The sequence below is a fragment of the Streptomyces flavofungini genome, assembly GCF_030388665.1.
Lineage (GTDB): Bacteria > Actinomycetota > Actinomycetes > Streptomycetales > Streptomycetaceae > Streptomyces > Streptomyces flavofungini_A.
Genome location: NZ_CP128846.1, coordinates 8,617,163 through 8,634,556, shown reverse-complemented (window position 1 = coordinate 8,634,556; position 17,394 = coordinate 8,617,163). Strand labels below are relative to the sequence as shown.

The 17,394-nt window shown below is 74.2% G+C and carries 21 protein-coding genes; 9 read left to right on the top strand and 12 right to left on the bottom strand.

From position 1 onward, the window contains the following. Nucleotides 1-56 precede the first annotated feature (56 nt). The 3 genes from QUY26_RS37470 to QUY26_RS37460 all read left to right on the top strand — a co-directional run bounded on the left by QUY26_RS37470 (nucleotide 57) and on the right by QUY26_RS37460 (nucleotide 3,005). Nucleotides 57-1,532 carry a cytochrome P450 gene (locus QUY26_RS37470; protein ID WP_289954705.1) on the top strand — a complete coding sequence of 492 codons (1,476 nt, stop codon included), beginning with the start codon at nucleotides 57-59 and terminating at the stop codon, nucleotides 1,530-1,532. A gap of 142 nt (nucleotides 1,533-1,674) precedes the next feature. Beyond that, nucleotides 1,675-1,929, top strand: coding sequence for a hypothetical protein (locus QUY26_RS37465; protein ID WP_289954704.1), 255 nt, complete (start codon nucleotides 1,675-1,677; stop codon nucleotides 1,927-1,929). 17 nt (nucleotides 1,930-1,946) lie between these two features. After that, on the top strand, nucleotides 1,947-3,005 hold the full coding sequence (locus QUY26_RS37460; protein ID WP_289956364.1) for a glutathione S-transferase family protein: 1,059 nt from the start codon (nucleotides 1,947-1,949) through the stop codon (nucleotides 3,003-3,005). Nucleotides 3,006-3,074: 69 nt separating this feature from the next. On the opposite strand, the gene QUY26_RS37455 is transcribed toward QUY26_RS37460, so the two are convergent. Together QUY26_RS37455 and QUY26_RS37450 are read right to left on the bottom strand one after the other, a co-directional pair. Then, nucleotides 3,075-4,289, bottom strand: a complete 1,215-nt coding sequence (locus QUY26_RS37455) for a glycosyltransferase (RefSeq protein ID WP_289954703.1) — start codon at nucleotides 4,287-4,289, stop codon at nucleotides 3,075-3,077. Further along, on the bottom strand, nucleotides 4,277-5,176 hold the full coding sequence (locus QUY26_RS37450; protein ID WP_289954702.1) for a MerR family transcriptional regulator: 900 nt from the start codon (nucleotides 5,174-5,176) through the stop codon (nucleotides 4,277-4,279). The genes QUY26_RS37455 and QUY26_RS37450 overlap by 13 nt, the downstream gene beginning before the upstream one ends. Nucleotides 5,177-5,361: 185 nt before the next feature. Between QUY26_RS37450 and rpmF the strand changes: the two genes are divergently transcribed. Further along, complete coding sequence (gene rpmF, locus QUY26_RS37445; protein WP_289954701.1) at nucleotides 5,362-5,532, top strand: 50S ribosomal protein L32; 171 nt, start codon at nucleotides 5,362-5,364, stop codon at nucleotides 5,530-5,532. On the opposite strand, the gene QUY26_RS37440 is transcribed toward rpmF, so the two are convergent. Further along, nucleotides 5,516-6,220, bottom strand: a complete 705-nt coding sequence (locus tag QUY26_RS37440) for a TNT domain-containing protein (protein WP_289956363.1) — start codon at nucleotides 6,218-6,220, stop codon at nucleotides 5,516-5,518. The genes rpmF and QUY26_RS37440 overlap by 17 nt on opposite strands. A 62-nt stretch (nucleotides 6,221-6,282) precedes the next feature. Continuing rightward, nucleotides 6,283-6,792, bottom strand: a complete 510-nt coding sequence (locus tag QUY26_RS37435; protein ID WP_289954700.1) for a hypothetical protein — start codon at nucleotides 6,790-6,792, stop codon at nucleotides 6,283-6,285. Nucleotides 6,793-7,049: 257 nt separating this feature from the next. On the opposite strand from QUY26_RS37435, the gene QUY26_RS37430 reads away from it, so the two are divergent. Further along, the gene (locus QUY26_RS37430; protein WP_289954698.1) at nucleotides 7,050-8,216 is read left to right on the top strand and encodes a lactonase family protein; all 1,167 of its coding nucleotides are present in this window, start codon (nucleotides 7,050-7,052) and stop codon (nucleotides 8,214-8,216) included. A gap of 183 nt (nucleotides 8,217-8,399) precedes the next feature. Then, on the top strand, nucleotides 8,400-8,627 hold the full coding sequence (locus QUY26_RS37425) for a hypothetical protein (RefSeq protein ID WP_289954696.1): 228 nt from the start codon (nucleotides 8,400-8,402) through the stop codon (nucleotides 8,625-8,627). Nucleotides 8,628-8,857: 230 nt separating this feature from the next. On the opposite strand, the gene QUY26_RS37420 is transcribed toward QUY26_RS37425, so the two are convergent. Further along, on the bottom strand, nucleotides 8,858-9,532 hold the full coding sequence (locus QUY26_RS37420) for a CGNR zinc finger domain-containing protein (RefSeq protein WP_289954694.1): 675 nt from the start codon (nucleotides 9,530-9,532) through the stop codon (nucleotides 8,858-8,860). 126 nt (nucleotides 9,533-9,658) lie between these two features. Between QUY26_RS37420 and QUY26_RS37415 the strand changes: the two genes are divergently transcribed. Then, nucleotides 9,659-10,636 carry a 2-dehydropantoate 2-reductase gene (locus QUY26_RS37415; RefSeq protein WP_289954692.1) on the top strand — a complete coding sequence of 326 codons (978 nt, stop codon included), beginning with the start codon at nucleotides 9,659-9,661 and terminating at the stop codon, nucleotides 10,634-10,636. Between the two features lie 148 nt (nucleotides 10,637-10,784). On the opposite strand, the gene QUY26_RS37410 is transcribed toward QUY26_RS37415, so the two are convergent. The 4 genes from QUY26_RS37410 to QUY26_RS37395 all read right to left on the bottom strand — a co-directional run bounded on the left by QUY26_RS37410 (nucleotide 10,785) and on the right by QUY26_RS37395 (nucleotide 14,158). After that, complete coding sequence (locus QUY26_RS37410; RefSeq protein WP_289954690.1) at nucleotides 10,785-11,381, bottom strand: isochorismatase family protein; 597 nt, start codon at nucleotides 11,379-11,381, stop codon at nucleotides 10,785-10,787. An 89-nt stretch (nucleotides 11,382-11,470) separates the two neighbouring features. Next, the gene (locus QUY26_RS37405) at nucleotides 11,471-12,187 is read right to left on the bottom strand and encodes a DUF2470 domain-containing protein (protein ID WP_289954687.1); all 717 of its coding nucleotides are present in this window, start codon (nucleotides 12,185-12,187) and stop codon (nucleotides 11,471-11,473) included. 226 nt (nucleotides 12,188-12,413) lie between these two features. Next, complete coding sequence (locus QUY26_RS37400; RefSeq protein ID WP_289954685.1) at nucleotides 12,414-13,073, bottom strand: MBL fold metallo-hydrolase; 660 nt, start codon at nucleotides 13,071-13,073, stop codon at nucleotides 12,414-12,416. Next, nucleotides 13,073-14,158 carry an S-(hydroxymethyl)mycothiol dehydrogenase gene (locus QUY26_RS37395; protein ID WP_289954684.1) on the bottom strand — a complete coding sequence of 362 codons (1,086 nt, stop codon included), beginning with the start codon at nucleotides 14,156-14,158 and terminating at the stop codon, nucleotides 13,073-13,075. Before QUY26_RS37395 ends, QUY26_RS37400 begins: the two co-directional genes overlap by 1 nt. A 110-nt stretch (nucleotides 14,159-14,268) precedes the next feature. Between QUY26_RS37395 and QUY26_RS37390 the strand changes: the two genes are divergently transcribed. Next, nucleotides 14,269-15,105 (top strand): ABC transporter permease, encoded by an 837-nt coding sequence (locus QUY26_RS37390; RefSeq protein WP_289954681.1) that lies wholly within the window; start codon nucleotides 14,269-14,271, stop codon nucleotides 15,103-15,105. A 10-nt stretch (nucleotides 15,106-15,115) separates the two neighbouring features. Next, on the top strand, nucleotides 15,116-15,607 hold the full coding sequence (locus QUY26_RS37385) for a glutathione peroxidase (protein ID WP_289954679.1): 492 nt from the start codon (nucleotides 15,116-15,118) through the stop codon (nucleotides 15,605-15,607). Nucleotides 15,608-15,620: 13 nt separating this feature from the next. On the opposite strand, the gene QUY26_RS37380 is transcribed toward QUY26_RS37385, so the two are convergent. From QUY26_RS37380 to QUY26_RS37370, 3 genes are read right to left on the bottom strand one after another with little or no spacing between them, the layout of a single operon-like run. Continuing rightward, nucleotides 15,621-15,806, bottom strand: a complete 186-nt coding sequence (locus tag QUY26_RS37380; RefSeq protein ID WP_354670737.1) for a GNAT family N-acetyltransferase — start codon at nucleotides 15,804-15,806, stop codon at nucleotides 15,621-15,623. Further along, nucleotides 15,803-16,300 (bottom strand): helix-turn-helix domain-containing protein, encoded by a 498-nt coding sequence (locus QUY26_RS37375; protein WP_289954678.1) that lies wholly within the window; start codon nucleotides 16,298-16,300, stop codon nucleotides 15,803-15,805. Before QUY26_RS37375 ends, QUY26_RS37380 begins: the two co-directional genes overlap by 4 nt. 46 nt (nucleotides 16,301-16,346) lie before the next feature. After that, on the bottom strand, nucleotides 16,347-17,096 hold the full coding sequence (locus QUY26_RS37370) for an AraC family transcriptional regulator (RefSeq protein WP_289954675.1): 750 nt from the start codon (nucleotides 17,094-17,096) through the stop codon (nucleotides 16,347-16,349). Nucleotides 17,097-17,394: the final 298 nt, after the last annotated feature.

Here is a 17,394-nt window from a genome sequence, read left to right as displayed (position 1 = left end):
TTGAATCCACGTACAACAGGCTTGAACGAGCCCGGCGCACAAGGGAGATGGCGGCCATGGCGCAGACGACGCAGACGACGGGAAGTGCCGAGCCGCTGCCCGGGGACCTGCCGAAGGGATTCCGCGGCGCGGAGGCGGGCTGGCCCGAGCTGCACCGCATACCCCATCCGCCGCGCCGGTTGCCGCTGGTCGGGGATGTGCTCGGGGCGAACGTCCGCACGCCCGTACAGGATTCGATGCGCATCGGCCGCGCCCTTGGGCCGATCTTCCGGCGCAGGGCCTTCGGCAAGGAGATCGTGTTCGTCTGGGGCGCGCGGCTCGCGGCGGACCTGGCCGACGAGGCGCGGTTCGCCAAGCACGTGGGGCTCGGGGTGGCCAATCTGCGGCCGGTCGCGGGCGACGGCCTGTTCACGGCGTACAACCACGAGCCGAACTGGCAGCTGGCGCACGACATCCTCGCGCCCGGGTTCAGCCGGGACGCGATGGCGGGCTACCACCCCCTGATGCTGGACGTGGCCGGGCAGCTGACGGCCCGCTGGGACGGCGCGGCCGCCGCGGGGCGGGCCGTGGACGTGCCGGGCGACATGACGAAGCTGACCCTGGAGACCATCGCCCGCACGGGGTTCGGGCACGACTTCGGCTCCTTCGAGCGGCCCCGGCCGCACCCCTTCGTGACCGCGATGGTCGGCACGCTCACCCACGCCCAGCGGCGCAACGTCCTGCCGCCCGCGCTCGCGCGGCTGCTCCTGCGCCGGTCCGAACGCCGCAACGCCGCCGACATGGCGTATCTGAACCGGACCGTCGACGAGGTCGTGGCGGTCCGCCGCGCGGCGGACGCCTCGGGCGCCGCGGGCGACCTGCTCGACCGGATGCTCGACGTCGCCCACCCCGACACCGGTGAGCGCCTCTCGGCGGAGAACATCCGGCGCCAGGTCATCACCTTCCTGGTCGCGGGGCACGAGACGACGTCGGGCGCCCTGTCGTTCGCCCTGCACTATCTGGCGGGCCATCCCGAGGTGTGCGCCCGCGCGCGGGAGGAGGTCGAGCAGGTGTGGGGGCTGACGCAGGTGCCCGCCTACGAGCAGGTGGCCAAGCTCCGTTACGTACGCCGGGTGCTCGACGAGTCGCTGCGGCTGTGGCCGACCGCCCCGGCGTTCGCGCGGGAGGCGCTGCACGACACGGTGCTCGACGGGGCGCATCCGATGCGCCGGGGCGCGTGGGCGCTGGTCCTGACGATGCTGCTGCACCGGGACGAGGAGGCGTGGGGCGACCGCCCTGAGGCGTTCGACCCCGACCGGTTCACGCCCGCCGCGGTGCGCGCCAGGCCGCCGCACGTCTTCAAGCCGTTCGGCACGGGCGCGCGGGCCTGCATCGGCCGTCAGTTCGCCCTGCACGAGGCGACGTTGGTGCTCGGGCTGCTGCTGCGGCGCTACGACCTGGTGCCGGCGGCGGACTACCGGCTGCGGGTGGCCGAGCGGCTCACACTCATGCCGGAGGGGCTGCGGCTGCGGCTGGTACGCCGGGCGGGGTGAGGCCGGGGCCGGGTCCGAGGGGACCGGGCGACTCGCGGGGCACGCGCGCACGTGGTGGTTGGAGAGCAATTGTCAGACCCGTGCGCAAGAGTGGGGGTTGCACCTTCGACCCTGGTGACCGCGCGTAAAGGAGTTCACCGACATGACCGGCACGACACATCCCGAACTGGCCGCGGCACAGGCGTGCTTGCGCCTCCTCCATACCGCACGCGCCGCCCTGTCCGGACCCGTGACGGCGCAGACCGCGGCGCTGCTCGCCGTGCCGATCGCGGACGCCGACGAGGCGCTGCGCCGCGCGGGCCTCCAGGGCAACGAGGCCGCGCTCCTGAACAGGATCTACGACCTGTCACCACCCGCCCCCGCAGCCGCCCCTCGCCCCGAGGGGAGCCTGCGATGAGCGGCGCGGAGCAGGAGATGAGCGGCACGGAGCAGGAGTCGGAGCAGGAGTCGGCGGGCAGCGAGGCGGCGGGCGGCAACGCCACGTACGGCAAGAAGCCGTTCAAACGTTCCCGCAGCCACTTCGCCGACCGCATCACGGCCGACGGCGGCGACGGCTGGCCGGTGGAGGCCGGGCGCTATCGCCTGGTGGTGAGCCGCGCCTGCCCCTGGGCGAGCCGCGCGCTGATCTCCCGCAGGCTGCTCGGCCTGGAGGACGCGCTCTCGCTCGCCGTCACCGACCCGATCCAGGACGACCGCAGCTGGCGCTTCACGCTGGACCCGGGCGGCCGCGACCCGGTCCTCGGGATCCGCTATCTCAGCGAGGCGTACGACGCGCGGGAGACGGGATATCCGGGCGGCGTGAGCGTCCCGGCGATCGTGGACGTCCCGAGCGGCAGGCTGGTCACGAACGACTACCAGCAACTGACCCTGGACCTCGCCACCGAGTGGACGGCCCTGCACCGCCCCGGAGCCCCCGATCTGTACCCGCGGGCGCTGCGCGACGAGATCGACACCGTGATGGACGGCATCTACCGCGACGTCAACAACGGCGTGTACCGATCGGGTTTCGCATCCTCCCAGGGCGAGTACGAGAACGCCTGCCGGGACGTCTTCCGACGCCTGGAGGAGACGTCGCGGCGCCTCGCCGACCGCCGCTACCTGGTCGGCGACAGCATCACGGAGGCAGACATCCGCCTGTTCACGACGCTGGTGCGCTTCGACGCCGTCTACCACGGCCACTTCAAGTGCAACCGCTGGAAGCTGACCGAGGACCCAGTCCTCTGGGCGTACGCCCGCGACCTCTTCCAGACTCCGGGCTTCGGCGACACGGTCGACTTCGACCACATCAAGCGGCACTACTACGAAGTGCACACGGGCATCAACCCGACCGGCATCGTGCCGCTCGGCCCCGACCTCTCCGGGTGGCTGACACCGCATCACCGCGAGGAACTGGGCGGCAGCCCCTTCGGGAAGGGGACCGCGCCGGGTCCGGTGCCGGCGGGCGAGGAGGTGCTGGAGGCGGGGCGGCCCTGAGGCGGACGGCCCCTGGGCAGCCCTGATGCGGGGCGGTCCGGGGCCGGGAGGGCGGCGGGTCCCGGCGGCTCAGCCCCGCCCGAGCCGCTCCACGGCCCCAAGGACCCGACCAGCGCCGTCCTCCGCCGCCATCGACCGGGAGACGGCCAGGGCGGCGCAGGCGTAGGCCGGCTCGTGGACGGCGCGGGTGAGCGCGTCCGCCAGGCGCTCCGCCGTGAGCGCGCGCAACGGCACGGCCGCGGGGGCGGCGCCCAGCGCGGTCAGGCGCGCCGCCCAGAAGGGCTGGTCGGCGGTGACGGGCACGGGCACGGCGGGGACTCCGGCGCGCAGCCCCGCCGCGGTGGTGCCCGCGCCCGCGTGGTGCACCACCGCGGCCATGCGGGGGAAGAGCAGGGCGTGGGGCAGCTCGCCGACCGTGAGGACGTCGTCGCCGGACGCCTCCAGGCCGGCCCGCCCGGACTGCAGGACTCCCCGGAGCCCGGCTCGCCGCAGCGCGGCCACGGCGAGTTCGGCGAGGCGTTCGCCCTCGCCCGCCGCCATGCTGCCGAAGCCGACGAAGACCGGCGGCCGACCGGCGGCCAGGAAGTCCTCGACCCGGGTCGGCAGATGACCGTCCGGATCGTGGTGCGGCCACCAGTTGCCGACGACGTCGAGCCCGGCGCGCCAGTCGGCGGGACGCGGTACGACCGCCGGGCTGAAGCCGTGCAGCACCGGCAGTCCCGCCCGTTCCCGGCGTGCGCGCACGGCCGCGGGGGTGGCGGCAGCGAGCCCGAGCCGGGACCGCAGGTCCCGCACCGAGTCGGCGTACACGCGGTCGACCATGCGCAGGGAGAAGCGCCCCAGCGCGCGGTTGCCCCAGCGCCCCAGGGACCGCGTGCCGCTCACGACCGGGGCGAACTCCCCCGTCGGATGGGTGGGCTGGAGGTAGGCGTCGATCGTCGGCACGTCGAAGGCCTCCGCGAGCTGCCAGCCCGGCGGGGCCGTCGTCGCGGACAGGACGAGCAGTTCGTCACCGTCGTCGAAGGCGTCCGCGAGTCCGGCACCGAGGTCGCGCACGAAGGCGCCGGCCGCCCGCATCAGCTCGCGGCGCCCGGCAGCCGCACCGGAGGCATGCGCGTCGGCGGGCAGCGGACGGAACCCGAGGCCCGCGCCGCGCACCAGCGGCGCGAAGCTCTCGTGCGTGGCGAGCGAGACCTCGTGCCCCGCCGCACGCAGTCGGGCGCCCAGGCCGGTGTAGGGGGCGACGTCGCCGTAGGAACCGGCCGCGGCGATCAGCACGCGCACCGCACACCCCCACGACTCCCACCCTCAGGTTCAGCTTTGCCCTCGTCGCCACCGCTCTCGGCGTCGGCAGTCACCTCGATGTCGACCCCGGCATCGACATCGTCGGCGGCACGCCCTTCGGCGCTCGCCTCGGCGTTGGCGCGGACGGCCTCCCGCAGATACCGGGCGAGCCCGGGTCGCTGCTGCGAAGGCGGGACGACCAGTGCGAACGCCCGGGCGTCGGTGACGAAGTCATCGGCGATGCGCAGGTGCATGGCGGGCGGGCAGTCGGTGAACCAGCGGCTGATGTGAAGCCGGTGCTCGTCGGCGAGGGCCATGGCCCGTCGGCCGTCGGGGGGCTCGTGGGCGTCGAAGGCGGCGAGCAGCCGCTCCCGCCAGGCCGCCGCCTCCGCCATGAGGCGGGCCCAGTCCTCCTGGGAATGCGCGGCGGCCCGTGCCATGGCCTCCTTGTGCCCGGCGCTGTCCGCCCATTTGACCTCCGCCTCGGTGGCGTAGCTCAGGTCGAAGGCGATCTCGCCGAAGACGTCGAACCGTTCGCGCGGGGTCAGCCTGACGCCGGTCTGCTGGACCTCCATGGCGCGGTCGGCGACCTCGACGAGCCGTTCGAGCCGGTCGATCTGCTCGCGCAGGGTCCGGCGCCTGGCCCGGAGCAGGTCGAGCGCGTTGGCCTGGGGGTCCGTCAGGATCTGGGCGATCTCGTCGAGCGCGAAGCCGAGTTCGCGGTAGAAGAGGATCTGCTGGAGCCGGGCGAGGTCGGCGTCGCCGTAGAGCCGATAGCCCCCGGCGCTGCGCTCGCTCGGCGTGAGCAGGCCCGTCCGGTCGTAGTGGTGCAGCGTACGGACCGTGACCCCGGCGAATCCGGCGACCTGTCCGACGGTATAGCTCATGATCGTCACCTTTCGTCGCCGTACAGCGTGCAGCCTGACGTGACGTGAGGGTCAACGGGCGGTGACGGCGCGGGCCCCGGCCGTGCGACCGGCACGACCGGGGCCCACTTTTGTTAATGGGATCCATTTTCATGTAGCCTCGGGCCAGCTCTTCCCACCCGCACGCACCACCCCCGGAGGACCCCGTGGCCGTACCCAAGCGGAAGATGTCCCGCAGCAACACGCGACACCGCCGCGCCCAGTGGAAGGCCAGCACCCCGCAGCTGGCGCCCGTGACGGTCGACGGCGTCACGCATCTCGTGCCGCAGCGCCTGGTCAAGGCCTACGCACGCGGCCTCATCACCCCCGAGGGCTGACCGCCCGCAGGTAGCCGTGGTCCAGGAGCCACTTCACGTTCAGGCGCCGGCCCTCGCCGGGGTCGAGGAAGGCGGGGTCGAGCTTGATCTGCTCGCCGCCCCCGGGCTGCTCGAACCAGGGGGCTATGCCGCCCTGCCAGACGGAGAACGGCTTGGCGACCTCGTACACGCGATAGTCGCAGGCGTACGCGGCGTCGCGGGTGTTGAGGTTCTGCGGCGGCAGCGAGCGCTCGGCGTAGGAGTCCCCGGCGGGGGCGAGGAACGAACCGGACTCGGAGCCGAAGCGGTCGAGGACCTCGCCCTCCTCCAGCCGCTCCCGGTGCTTGTCGACCTGACCGTTGACCGTCTCGAAACCGTCGTTGGGCGGGTACTTCCAGCCGCCGGAGTCCGCCGGGCCCTCCCAGTACTTCTTGAGGAAGGCGGCCGGCGTGAGCTTGCCCGTGCGCTTCCACTTCCTCAGGAGCGGCCCGACGGGTCTCTGCCACTTCCTGGGCAGCCACTTCGGGCCGAGGCGGGCGTCGTCGACGAACGCGCCGGTGCAGGGCTCGGGCTTCGTGTGCGCGGCGGGGGCCGTGACGGCGGTGGGTGCGGGGGACGGCGCCGCGTACGCGGCGGGTGCCACGGCGACGGCCGTCACCACGGCCGCCGTCACCCCCATCGCGGCCAGGGTCGTACGGATCCGGGTCACACGGCTCTGCTCCACTCGGCGGCTCCTCCGGTCTGCACCCGCACGGGCGCGGGGGGCAGGATTCATTCGCGCACCGTAGCGACGAAGGACCCTTGAGTGGTCAACTCCCCTACGGCAGTGGCTGCTTTGCGACGGTCGGGGCGAAGGCGCAGCGGGGGCGGGTGCGTGCGGCGTACGACCGGGCCGCGACGAGCAGCCCCCCAGCCGAGACCGCCGAACGCCAGACCGCCGAACGCCACCATCCAGCCGAGGGCCGGGATCAGCACGGCGAGCGCGATGCCCGCGGCGCGGCCCGCCCGGCGGGTGAGCGGTCTGGCCGTGGCCGGGGCGACGGCGGCGGCGAGCAGGGCGAGCGCGGCCAGGAGGAGTTGCAGGGCAGCCGGGGTGTGGCGGTCCCCGGCCATCGGTACGACGGTCCCGGTGGCGGCCCACAGCGTCTGCGCGAGGGCGTACGCGACGCCCCAGGCCGCGGTGGCGCCCGGAGCCCAGGTGGGCCAGCGCCGCCACCAGGGCGCGGGCCGGAGCGGGATCGACGGGACGGGCACGGTGTCCGTGCGGGCGGGGAGCGCCACGGGGTCCTCCGGGATGCGGCTCGGCGGGAGACGACCGGGCCGCACCGGGGGCCTGTGGCTGAGACCCTGCCGCCCGGCCGCCTCCCGCGCATCGCTCGCACGGCCCACCCTCCTCCCCCGCACGGCGGAAGGAACACGAAGAATGGTGTTGCACATGATGCAACTCAAGTTGCGCCTCTTGCCTGTTGGCGGGGTTCGGGGCCACTGTGTCTGCCACGTCCGCCCCATCCGTCACCACTGACCCGCGAGGCGGAGTCATGAGAGGTGCAGTCATGAGTGGAGTCACGCGTGGAGTCGTGAACAGAAGGCGGTTCCTCGGTACGGGCCTGGCAGCGGCCGCGGCGGTGACGACCGGCGTGGCCTCGGCCGCGCCCGGCCGGCGCGGGCAACGGCCCCTGTTCCTCGGCACGTACACCGCGCAGTCGGGCGGCGGCAAGGGCATCGGGCTCGCCACGTACGACGAGGATTCCGGCGTGGTCACCGGCGTCGGCACACTCGGCGGCGTACCGGACCCGTCGTATCTGGCGGCCCATCCGTCGGGGCGGACGCTGTACGCCGTCAACGAGCGCGCGCAGGGCGGGGTGACCGCGATCGCCCTCTCTCCCGGCGGCGACCACCGCGTCCTCGGCACGCGCGGCACCGGTGGCGCGGGACCCTGCCACGTCTCCGTGCACCCCAGTGGCCGCTGGCTGCTCAGCGCCAACTACACGTCCGGCAGCGTGGCCGTGCACCCCGTGGAGGCGTCCGGCGCGCTCGGCGAGCGCACCGATCTCCTCACGCACTCCACACCGCCTCCGGGGCCGGGACAGCAGGGCCCGCACGCGCACCAGATCGTCACCGCCCCGGACGGCCGGTACGTCCTCGCCGTCGATCTGGGCACCGACACGGTGTACACCTACCGTCTCGGCACGAAGGCCGGGAAGCTGAGCCGCGTCTCGTACGCGACGGTGCGGCCGGGCGCGGGGCCGCGGCACCTCGCCTTCCATCCGTCGGGGCGGTTCGCGTACGTGGCCTGCGAACTCGACAACACCGTGGTGGTGTGCGGCTACGACTCCGCGACCGGGCGGCTCTCGCCGGGCGAGCCGCAGCCCACGGGAACGAGGCCGGGCGTCACGAGCTACCCGGCGCAGCCCGTCGTGACCGCCGACGGCGGCTTCGCCTTCCTCGCCAACCGCGGTGACAACAGCCTCACCCGGTACGCCGTCGAGCAGGACGGGGCACGCCTGCGGCTGCTCGACACGGTGCCCGTGGGCGGGGACTTCCCCCGGCACATCGCCCTCGCGCCGTCGGGACGGCTGCTGTTCGCCGCGAACCAGCGGTCGGACTCGGTGAGCGTCTTCCGGGTGGACGGGCGCACCGGTGAACTCGCCCTGGTGGGTAAGCCGTTCGGGTCGCCGATGGCGGTGTGCGCGTTGCCGTTGTGAGGCGGGGCGGCGCGCCCCCGGTCCGGGTGGGGCGCGCCTCGGCGTGCCCCGGGGCTCCTGGCATGGCCGCATGCCCCTCGACCTCTTCGCAGGAATCCCTGTCGGCGACTTCGCGGCGGCGCTCGCCTGGTACGAGCGGCTGCTCGGCGGCCCGCCGAGTGGGTCGCGAGCGACGCCGAGGTGGTGCGGGAGCTCGCGGAGCACCAGTCGATCGCCGTCGAGGTGCGGCCGGAGCGCGCGGGACACGCCCCGCACACGGTCTTCGTCGACGACTTCGACGACCGGGCGGCGGGGACGGCCGCGCGGGGAATCGAGCCCGTGCGCCGGGATACGTACGGCAACGGGGTGCGCAAGGCGCCGTACCGCGATCCCGACGGGAACGAGATCGGGTTCGGCGGGGCCCCTCTCTGACACCTCCGCCCCTCTCTGAGGCCCTCTCCCTCTCTGACGTCCCTTCCCTCTCTGACGCCTCCGTCCTGCCCTGACGCCTTCCGCCCCGTACCGCCCGCTCCGCCGACGTCCCCGCCCAGCGCCTTCCGCGCCAGCCCGCTCCGCCGACGCCCTGTCCCGCCCCGGCCGGCCGCGCCGCTCAGCGCCCTCGTTCCGAGCAGGCCGGCCGCACCGTCAGCGCGGCTCTCCCGTCAGTCGGGCCGGCTGCCGCCGCGCGAGCGTGTCGTCGCGCCACCGCGTGAGCCCGTCGTCGTCCCCCCGCGTTTGCGGGCCCGGTACTCCGCCATCTTCGCCCGTGCCCCGCAGGCGTCCATCGAGCACCAGCGCCGCACCCCCGCCCGGCTCTCGTCGACGAACAGCAGGGTGCAGGCGGGCGCGGCACACTCGCGGATCCGCCCGGCCAGCGGGCCGCCGAGCAGGTCGGCCGCGTCGCGGGCCAGCAGGCCGAGCAGCCCGCGGGCGTCCAGTGCGGGCGGCAGCGGCCGGGGGGCGCCGCCCTCGTCGAGGGTGAGGCCCGTGCCGGGGAGCGGTCGTGCCGTCCACTGGTTGAGCAGGTCCAGGTCCCTCGCCTCGGGTGCGGTGGCCTCCCGTGCCGCCGCCGCGATCCGGCGTACGGCCTCACGCAGCGCGCGTGCCTGCGCCAACTCGACCCGGGACACCGGGATGTGATGCTCCGTCAAGCCTGCCTCGCGGAACCAGCGGGACAGGTCCGCCGGATCCCGCAGCCACTCGACTGCTCCCTGCCCACGACTGTCCACCGTCGCGGTGAGGTCCAGCGACGTCCGGCCGCCGCGCCAGTGGAACTCCCGCTCGGTGGCGGGCGGTTCGCTGTCTGCCGCCGAGAGGGCGGCGCGCGCCTGGGTCATGACCGCACGCTAGCAGCGTTACCCCACGAGCAGGTAACTCGCTAGAGTGGGCGGCCGGGTCGCCGAGCGTGCGGCTCTGCCGGGTGCCGCACGGTGGCCCGGCCTCGGCACACGGGGAGGTTCTTCATGGCGGAGACGGTGCGGGACGCGGGCGGGGCGCTGAAGGTCGCGGTGGTCGGCACCGGCGGCGTGGGCGGCTACTTCGGCGGGCGGCTGGCCCAGGCCGGGCACGACGTCCGGTTCGTCGCGCGCGGCGCCCATCTGGAGGCGCTGCGCCGCGAGGGCCTGACCGTGGACAGCCCGGCGGGCGGCTTCACCGTCGCACCGGCGCGCGCGAGCGACGACACGCGTGACTTGGGCGAGGTCGACGTCGTCCTGCTGTGCGTCAAGACCTGGCAACTGCCGCCCGCCATCACCGCGTTGAAGCCTCTGGTCGGCCCGGACACGGCGGTGGTGACCCTGCAGAACGGCGTCGAGGCGCCGGAGCAGGTGGCCGAGGAGGTCGGCCGCGACGCGGTGCTGCCCGGCACCGCGAAGATCCTGGCCCAGCTGGACGGACCAGGACGGGTGCGGCACATCGGCGGCCCCGGCGCCCTGGCCTTCGCGGAGTGGGACAACCGCGCCACGCCGCGCGTCGAACGGCTGCGCGCGGCGCTCGCCGGAGCCGGTGTGCACGTCACCGTGCCCGACGACATCTGGGCCGAACTGTGGGCCAAGTTCCTTTTCGTGGCGCCCTGCGGCGGCCTCGGCACCGTGACGGACGCCCCGTTCGGCGTGCTGCGCTCACGCCCGGGCACCCGGCGCCTCCTGGTCGAGGGGATGACGGAGATCGAGCGGGTCGCACGGGCCCTGGACGTCCGCCTCCCTGACGACATCGTGACGCGCACCCTGGACTTCGTCGACCAGCAGCCCGCCGAGGGCACGTCGTCGCTCCACCGCGACATCCGCTCCGGCCGCCCGTCCGAACTGGACGCGTGGAACGGCTCGGTGGTGCGCCTGGGCGGACGCACGGGGACGCCGACCCCCGTCAACGGCTACTTGTACGAGGTGGCGAGCGTGCTCGCGACCCGGACAGAGGAGCGGGGCGGGCGCGGGGAGAGCTGACAGCCGCCGCCCCCTCGCGGCCGAGCACTCCCGTGGTCCGGCGCCCGGGCCGGAGCCCGGCGCCGGACCACGGGTGAGGCGATCCGGCGGCCTCGCGGCCGCCGGTCACACGAGCACGGCACGCGGCCTCGGGCCACGCGCCCCTCGGCTACGGCGCGACGAAGCTCACGTCGTCCACGCTCGGCACGATCTCGACCTCGTCACCGAGCGCCCACTCCGCGACCCGCGACACCGTCGCCGCCGGGATGGCGTCGCTGATGCCGGGCGCCGCCGGAATGTCGTACGTCCCGTGCGCGTCATGGGCGATGACGACGCGGAACTCCAGGTCCAGGGCGGTGCGCGCGGTGGCGCTCAGGCACATCTCCGACATGACACCGCAGACGGTGAGGGCGGTGACGCCCTCTTCACGCAGCACGTCCTCCAGTTCGGTCTCCTCGAAGCCGTCGTCGACGGTCTTGCGGAAGAGCAGTTCACCGCGTTCGGTGTCCACCGGGAAGTGCAACTCCCAGGTGGGTGTGTTCGGTTCGTCGAGGGTGCCGTCCGGCCCGTCGTTCTGCAACTGGATGACGAGCGCGCCGGCGGCCCGCGCCTTGGCGAGGAGCTGCTCGACGCGCGACAGCAGGTGGCGCGCGCCGGGCACGGCTTCGTCACCGGTGACGAAGCCCGACTGGGTATCGATGATGATCAAGGCCTGAACGGGCTCGACAGGCTCGACGGGTTCGAATGCTGCGGTGGCGGGACTCATGTGGCCCATCATCCCCACACGTCGCGCGCGCCCGACACCGGGGGCCGCTCACGTGTACGAGCGCGCACGCCCGCCGGCCCGAGGCGGCCTCAGGACTCGGGCGGCGCCGGGCGCAGCACGGGCCGACGGAGCAGCCGGGCCTTGGTGAGCAGGGCGTGCATGCGCTCGGTGACCTGGCCGAGGTCGTCGACCGGCTCGTGGAACGGCAGCCGTACGTCGGCCTGACTGCTGACGCGTTCCAGACGCAGGGTCAGGCCGTGGCGGTCGATGGCGAGGGGTTTGACGTCGACGACTCCGGCGAGGCTGTCGGCGGCGACGAGCCGGGTGAGCTGTTCGACGGCCTCGGGGTGGGAGTCGGCCAGGTGCGTGAGGAGCCGGGCCTCGGCGTGCGCGAGCGGGTCGGCTTCGGCGAGCGCGTACTCCTCGAGGTCGACGCCGGTGCGGCCGTTCGCGTCGTGCAGCACCGCGCAGGCGGGCTCGAAGACGAGGTGGTCGCGGGTCGCCGTGAGGGTTCCCGAGAGCCAGAGCCGGGAGCGCACCCGGTCCCTGACCGGCACCGGCGAGACGTCCGCGAACTCCACGAGCGTGGACGGCTCGCCGCGCGGGGCGCAGATCAGGGCGGCGGCTAGGGCGCTGTCCTGCGGCGGATGCAGCAGCACCGTGCCCCGCTCGCTGACGGTGTGGGCGCCGACCAGGTCGTCTCTGCCGATCTCCGTGGTCACCGCGCAGGACCAGGCGGTGGCGAGCACGGAGCGGGCGCGCGCCGCCGCGTTGGGCATGGTCGTGCTGACGTGTCGGACACCCATCCTCAACCTCCATTAGGTAAGCCTTGCCTAACTTATCGGAGATCGTGTCGCGCTGCCAGCAGGCGTACGGGGGTGTCGTCGACGCGTCCGGATGCGAGGCGCGTGCGACGCGGATGCGCTGCGCGTACGACGAAGGCCACCCCCGAGCCCTGCTCAGGGGTGGCCCGTGCGCCGTGGTGGGCGGGCCGGAACCGGACGGTCCGGCCCGCCGGAGGCCCGTGGCGGGTCAGTGGCCGCGCGCGATCCACTCCTCCAAGTGGGGCGCCTCCGCCCCGACCGTCGTACTGTCGCCGTGCCCGGTGCGCACCACTGTCTCCGGAGGCAGCGTCAGAAGCCGTTCGCGGATGGATTCCACGATCGTCGGGAAGTCGCTGAAGGACCGGCCCGTCGCGCCGGGGCCGCCCGCGAAGAGCGTGTCCCCGGTGAAGACCGTGCCGAGCGCGGGGGCGTACAGGCTCACCGCGCCCCGGCAGTGGCCCGGGGTGTGCAGGACCCGAAGGACCGTCCCGGCCACCGTCAGCTCCTGCCCGTCGGCCAGTTCGCCGTCCGGCGCCCGGTCGGGGTGGGTGAGCTTCCACAGCTCCAGGTCGGCCGGGTGCAGCAGGACCGGCGCGCCGGTGCGGTCGGCGAGCGCGGGCGCCGCGTCGACGTGGTCGTCGTGGGCGTGCGTGCACACGATCGCGACCAGGCGCCGCTCGCCCACGGCGGCCGCGATGGCCTCCGCGTCGTGGGCGGCGTCGATGACGACGGCCTCGTGGTCGTCGCCCACGATCCAGACGTTGTTGTCGACGTCCCAGGTGCCGCCGTCGAGGGAGAACGTGCCGGAGGTGACGAGGTGGTCGACGCGCGCGCCGCCCGGCGCCGCGGAGCCTTCGGAGGCGGCCATCAGAAGACCACCACCGAGCGCAGGACGTCCCCGTGGTGCATCCGCTCGAAGGCCTTCTCGACCTCGTCGAGCGCGATCGTCTCGGTGACGAACGCGTCCAGGTCGAGCCGCCCCTGGCGGTACAGGTCGATGAGCATCGGGAAGTCGCGCGAGGGCAGGCAGTCCCCGTACCAGCTCGACTTGAGCGCGCCGCCGCGCCCGAAGACGTCGAGCAGCGGCAGGTCGATGCGCATCTCCGGCGTGGGCACGCCGACGAGGACGACCGTGCCCGCGAGGTCGCGGGCGTAGAAGGCCTGCTCGTACGTCTCGGGGCGGCCGACCGCCTCGATGACGACGTCGGCGCCGAAGCCGCCGGTCAGCTCGCGGACGGCCTCGATGGGGTCGCTGTCGCGGGAGTTGACGGTGTCGGTGGCGCCGAGGCCGCGCGCGGTCTGGAGCTTCCGGTCGTCGATGTCCACGGCGATGATCTTCGCGGCCCCGGCGAGGCGGGCGCCGACGACGGCGGCGTTGCCGACGCCGCCACAGCCGATGACCGCCACCGAGTCGCCGCGCCCCACCCCGCCGGTGTTGATGGCGGCGCCGAGCCCGGCCATCACGCCGCAGCCGAGCAGGCCCGCCGCGGCCGGGGAGGCGGCCGGGTCGACCTTCGTGCACTGCCCGGCGGCGACCAGCGTCTTCTCCGCGAACGCGCCGATGCCGAGGGCGGGCGCCAGCTCGGTGCCGTCGGTGAGGGTCATCTTCTGCTTCGCGTTGTGCGTGTCGAAGCAGTACTGGGGGCGGCCGCGCTTGCAGGCGCGGCACTGGCCGCACACGGCACGCCAGTTGAGGATCACGTAGTCGCCGGGCGCGACCTCGGTGACGCCCTCCCCCACCGACTCCACCACGCCCGCCGCCTCGTGCCCGAGCAGGAACGGGAACTCGTCGTTGATGCCGCCTTCGCGGTAGTGCAGGTCGGTGTGACAGACCCCGCACGCCTGGACCTTCACCACGGCCTCGCCCGGCCCCGGATCCGGCACGACGACCGTCTCGATCCGTACCGGCTCGCCCTTCGCGCGTGCGACCACGCCCCGCACTTGCTGCGCCATGACTCTCGCCCTTCTCTCGCCTGCGTCACTCCCGTCCGGCGCAGCGGCCCCAGGGGCCCGGAACGCGCCGGTACGAGGAGCCTAAGGCCCCCCGCGCCTAGGGTGAGGACGTGCGCGAAATCGCTGCTCAGAGCCTGCTGCCCGTCAACGTCACGCTCGCCGTCGTGCTGGTCGTGCTACTGCTCGCCGCGGCGACGGTGACCGCCGTGTCCCGGCTCTCGCCGGACGGCTCGCGGGGGCGTGCGCGGGAGATCGCCGTGGCCGGGGTACGGGCGACGGCCCAACTCGCCGCGGTGTCGCTCGTGATCGGCTGGGTGGTGCACCACACGGCGGCGCTGTTCGCCTTCCTGCTGCTGATGTTCGCCGTGGCCGCCCGCACGGCCGGACGGCGCATCACGTCGAACGGCACCTGGTGGTGGGCGGCCGTGCCCATCGCCGCGCCCGTCGTACCGGTCGTCGCCGCCCTCGCCCTCGCGGGCCTCGTCCCCGTCCGCGGCATCGCGATGATCCCCGTGACCGGCATCCTCATCGGCGGCGCGCTCACGGCGACGGTCCTCGGTGGCCGCCGCGGTCTGGACGAACTGCGCACCCGGACGGGCGAGTTCGAGGCGGGCCTCGCCATCGGCCTGCCGGAGCGCGACGCCCGCCTCGAAGTGATCCGCCCCGCCGCGTCCGACGCCCTCCTGCCGGGCCTGGACCAGACCCGCACCGTCGGCCTCGTCACGCTGCCCGGGGCGTTCGTCGGCATGCTGCTCGGCGGCGCGTCGCCGGTGCAGGCGGGTGCCGTGCAGCTCTTCGTCCTGATCGCCCTGATGGCCGTGCAGGCGGTGGCCGTGGCCCTGACCGTCGAGCTGGTCGCGTACGGGAAGCTGCACCGTGACGAGCCCGAGGACCCCGCCGGGGCGCCGCCCGGTGCCGCCGCGTCCGGCCGCGCCGCCGACGCGTAGGCTCCGCCTCATGTCTGTTTACGACGCAGTAGAGATCGAGACCCTCCAGGGCGGCCCGGCGAACCTGTCCCAGTACCTGGGCAAGGCCGTCCTCATCGTCAACGTCGCCTCCAAGTGCGGGCTGACCCCGCAGTACGCGGGCCTCGAGCGCCTCCACGAGACGTACGCCGCGCGCGGCTTCACCGTCCTCGGCGTGCCCTGCAACCAGTTCATGGGCCAGGAGCCCGGTACGTCCGAGGAGATCGCCGAGTTCTGCTCGGCGACGTACGGCGTGACCTTCCCCATGACGGAGAAGGTCGACGTCAACGGCGACGCGCGGCACGCGCTGTACGAGCGTCTGGTGCCGACGGCGGACGCGGAGGGCTACACCGGGGACGTGCGCTGGAACTTCGAGAAGTTCGTCATCGACAGCTCGGGCAAGGTCGTCGCCCGCTTCTCCCCGCAGACGGAGCCCGACGCCGCGGAGGTCGTCTCCGCGATCGAGGCGAACCTTCCCGCCTGAGGCCCCGTGCCGCTCAGGGCCGGTACACGCACTCCGTCAGCGGCGTGCTGAGCTGCCAGCCCAGCGTCTCGTACAGCGCGCGCCCGTCGTCGGTCGCGCCCAGGACGCCCACCCTCGCCCCGCGCGCCAGGGCCTCGTCGGCGAGCGTGCGCATCACGAAGCCACCGAGCCCGCGGCGACGGTGGGCCTCCTGCGTCACGATGCGGTCCACGACGCTCGCCCGCCCGAGGACGGCCGTCTGGCCCTGGGCCGCGAGAAGCCCCACGGACGGGTGCCCGTGGGGCAGTTGGCGCCCTGGCGGGCGCGGCGGCGGCCGAAGCCGCCGGTGACGACCCGGTATCCGAGGTCCGGCGAGCGCAGCACGCGGTAGACGACACCGGGCGCCCGGTCCAGCGTCTCCTGTTCCTCCCGGGGGAAGACCGAGGGGGCGGCCCGGCCGCGGGAGAACCCGAGGAACGAGCCGACGTCGTGGCCGAAGACCTTCGCGAGCCGGCCGAGCCGTTCCAGGGCGATGTCGGTCTCGCCGCGCTCCAGGGACGCGAGGAAGGACACGGAGAGGCCGCACTCCGCGGCGACCTGACGCAGCGACATGCCCCGCTGGGTGCGCAGCCGGTGCAGCACCTCGCCGGGCGGCGGGAAGCCGAGCTCCGGGTCCCGCGCGAAGGTACGGGTCGAGGGGTCCGGAGCAGCCATGACGGCATCCTGAGCACCCGCGGCGCCCTCCCGGCCGGGGCCGTGGTCAGGGGCGGCGGCCGTGCGTCCCCGGCGTGTACCCGAAGGACCTGCGGAAGACGTCGATGAACGCGCTCGGCGACGACCAGCCGCAGCGCCGCGCCACGGTGGTGACGGGAGTGTCGTCCGCGAGCATCCGCAGGGCGTGGTAGAGCCGCGACTGGGTGCGCCACTGCGGGAAGGTCATGCCCAGTTCGGCGCGGAAGAGGCGGCTGAGGGTGCGCTCGCCGACGCCGGTCGCGGCGCCGAGCGCGGCCAGCGTGCGGGGGTCGTCGGGGTGGTCGTGGACGAGGGCGCACACCGCCGCGAGGCGCGGGTCGGACGGGGTGGGCAACTGCATCGGCGCCTGCGGCGACGCGCACAGCTGGTCGAGCAGGACCGCGCGCAGGCGGCGGCGTTCGGGGCCGGTGTCGGCGGGGTCCCGGGTGTACTCGACGATCAGCTCACGCAGCAGCGGGCTCACGGACAGGACGGTCGGCGCGTCCAGGCCGAGCGGGTTCTCGTCCGCGGGGAAGCCGACGAAGTGGGCGTTCAGACGGCCGTGGGCGCGGTGGGCGTGGACGGTGCCCGCGGGCACCCAGATGGCGCGGGTCCGGGGCGCGAACCAGGTACCGGCCTCGGTGGTGACGGCGACGACTCCGTTGCCCGGCAGGACGATCTGGTGGTCGTCGTGCCGGTGGGCGTCGATGCGCTGCCCGGCGGCCAGGGTCCGGACGTGGGTGGGGGCCTTGGGGGTGTGACGGACGGCTTCCGGCACCGGCGCTGTCACCTCCGGGACGCGGGGCGGTCCGCGCAGACCGGTCGGGCGGTCCCCTGAGGGGCCACCGACGCGCACGGGCACGGACCTGCGCGGCCCGGCACACGACCTCTGGCGGGCCGTCGACGCCCGGCAAGCCGTCGACGCCGCCCCTGGCGGTTAATCGATACAGGCTGGCACTTTATCGGAAGCCCGACACCGGGTGTCCTCGCGACGATCGGAACGTGCCCACAGACAAGACCACGATTCCGTCCCGCTCGCACCCCCGCCCCGGCCCCGCACCGCGACGACGCCCCGC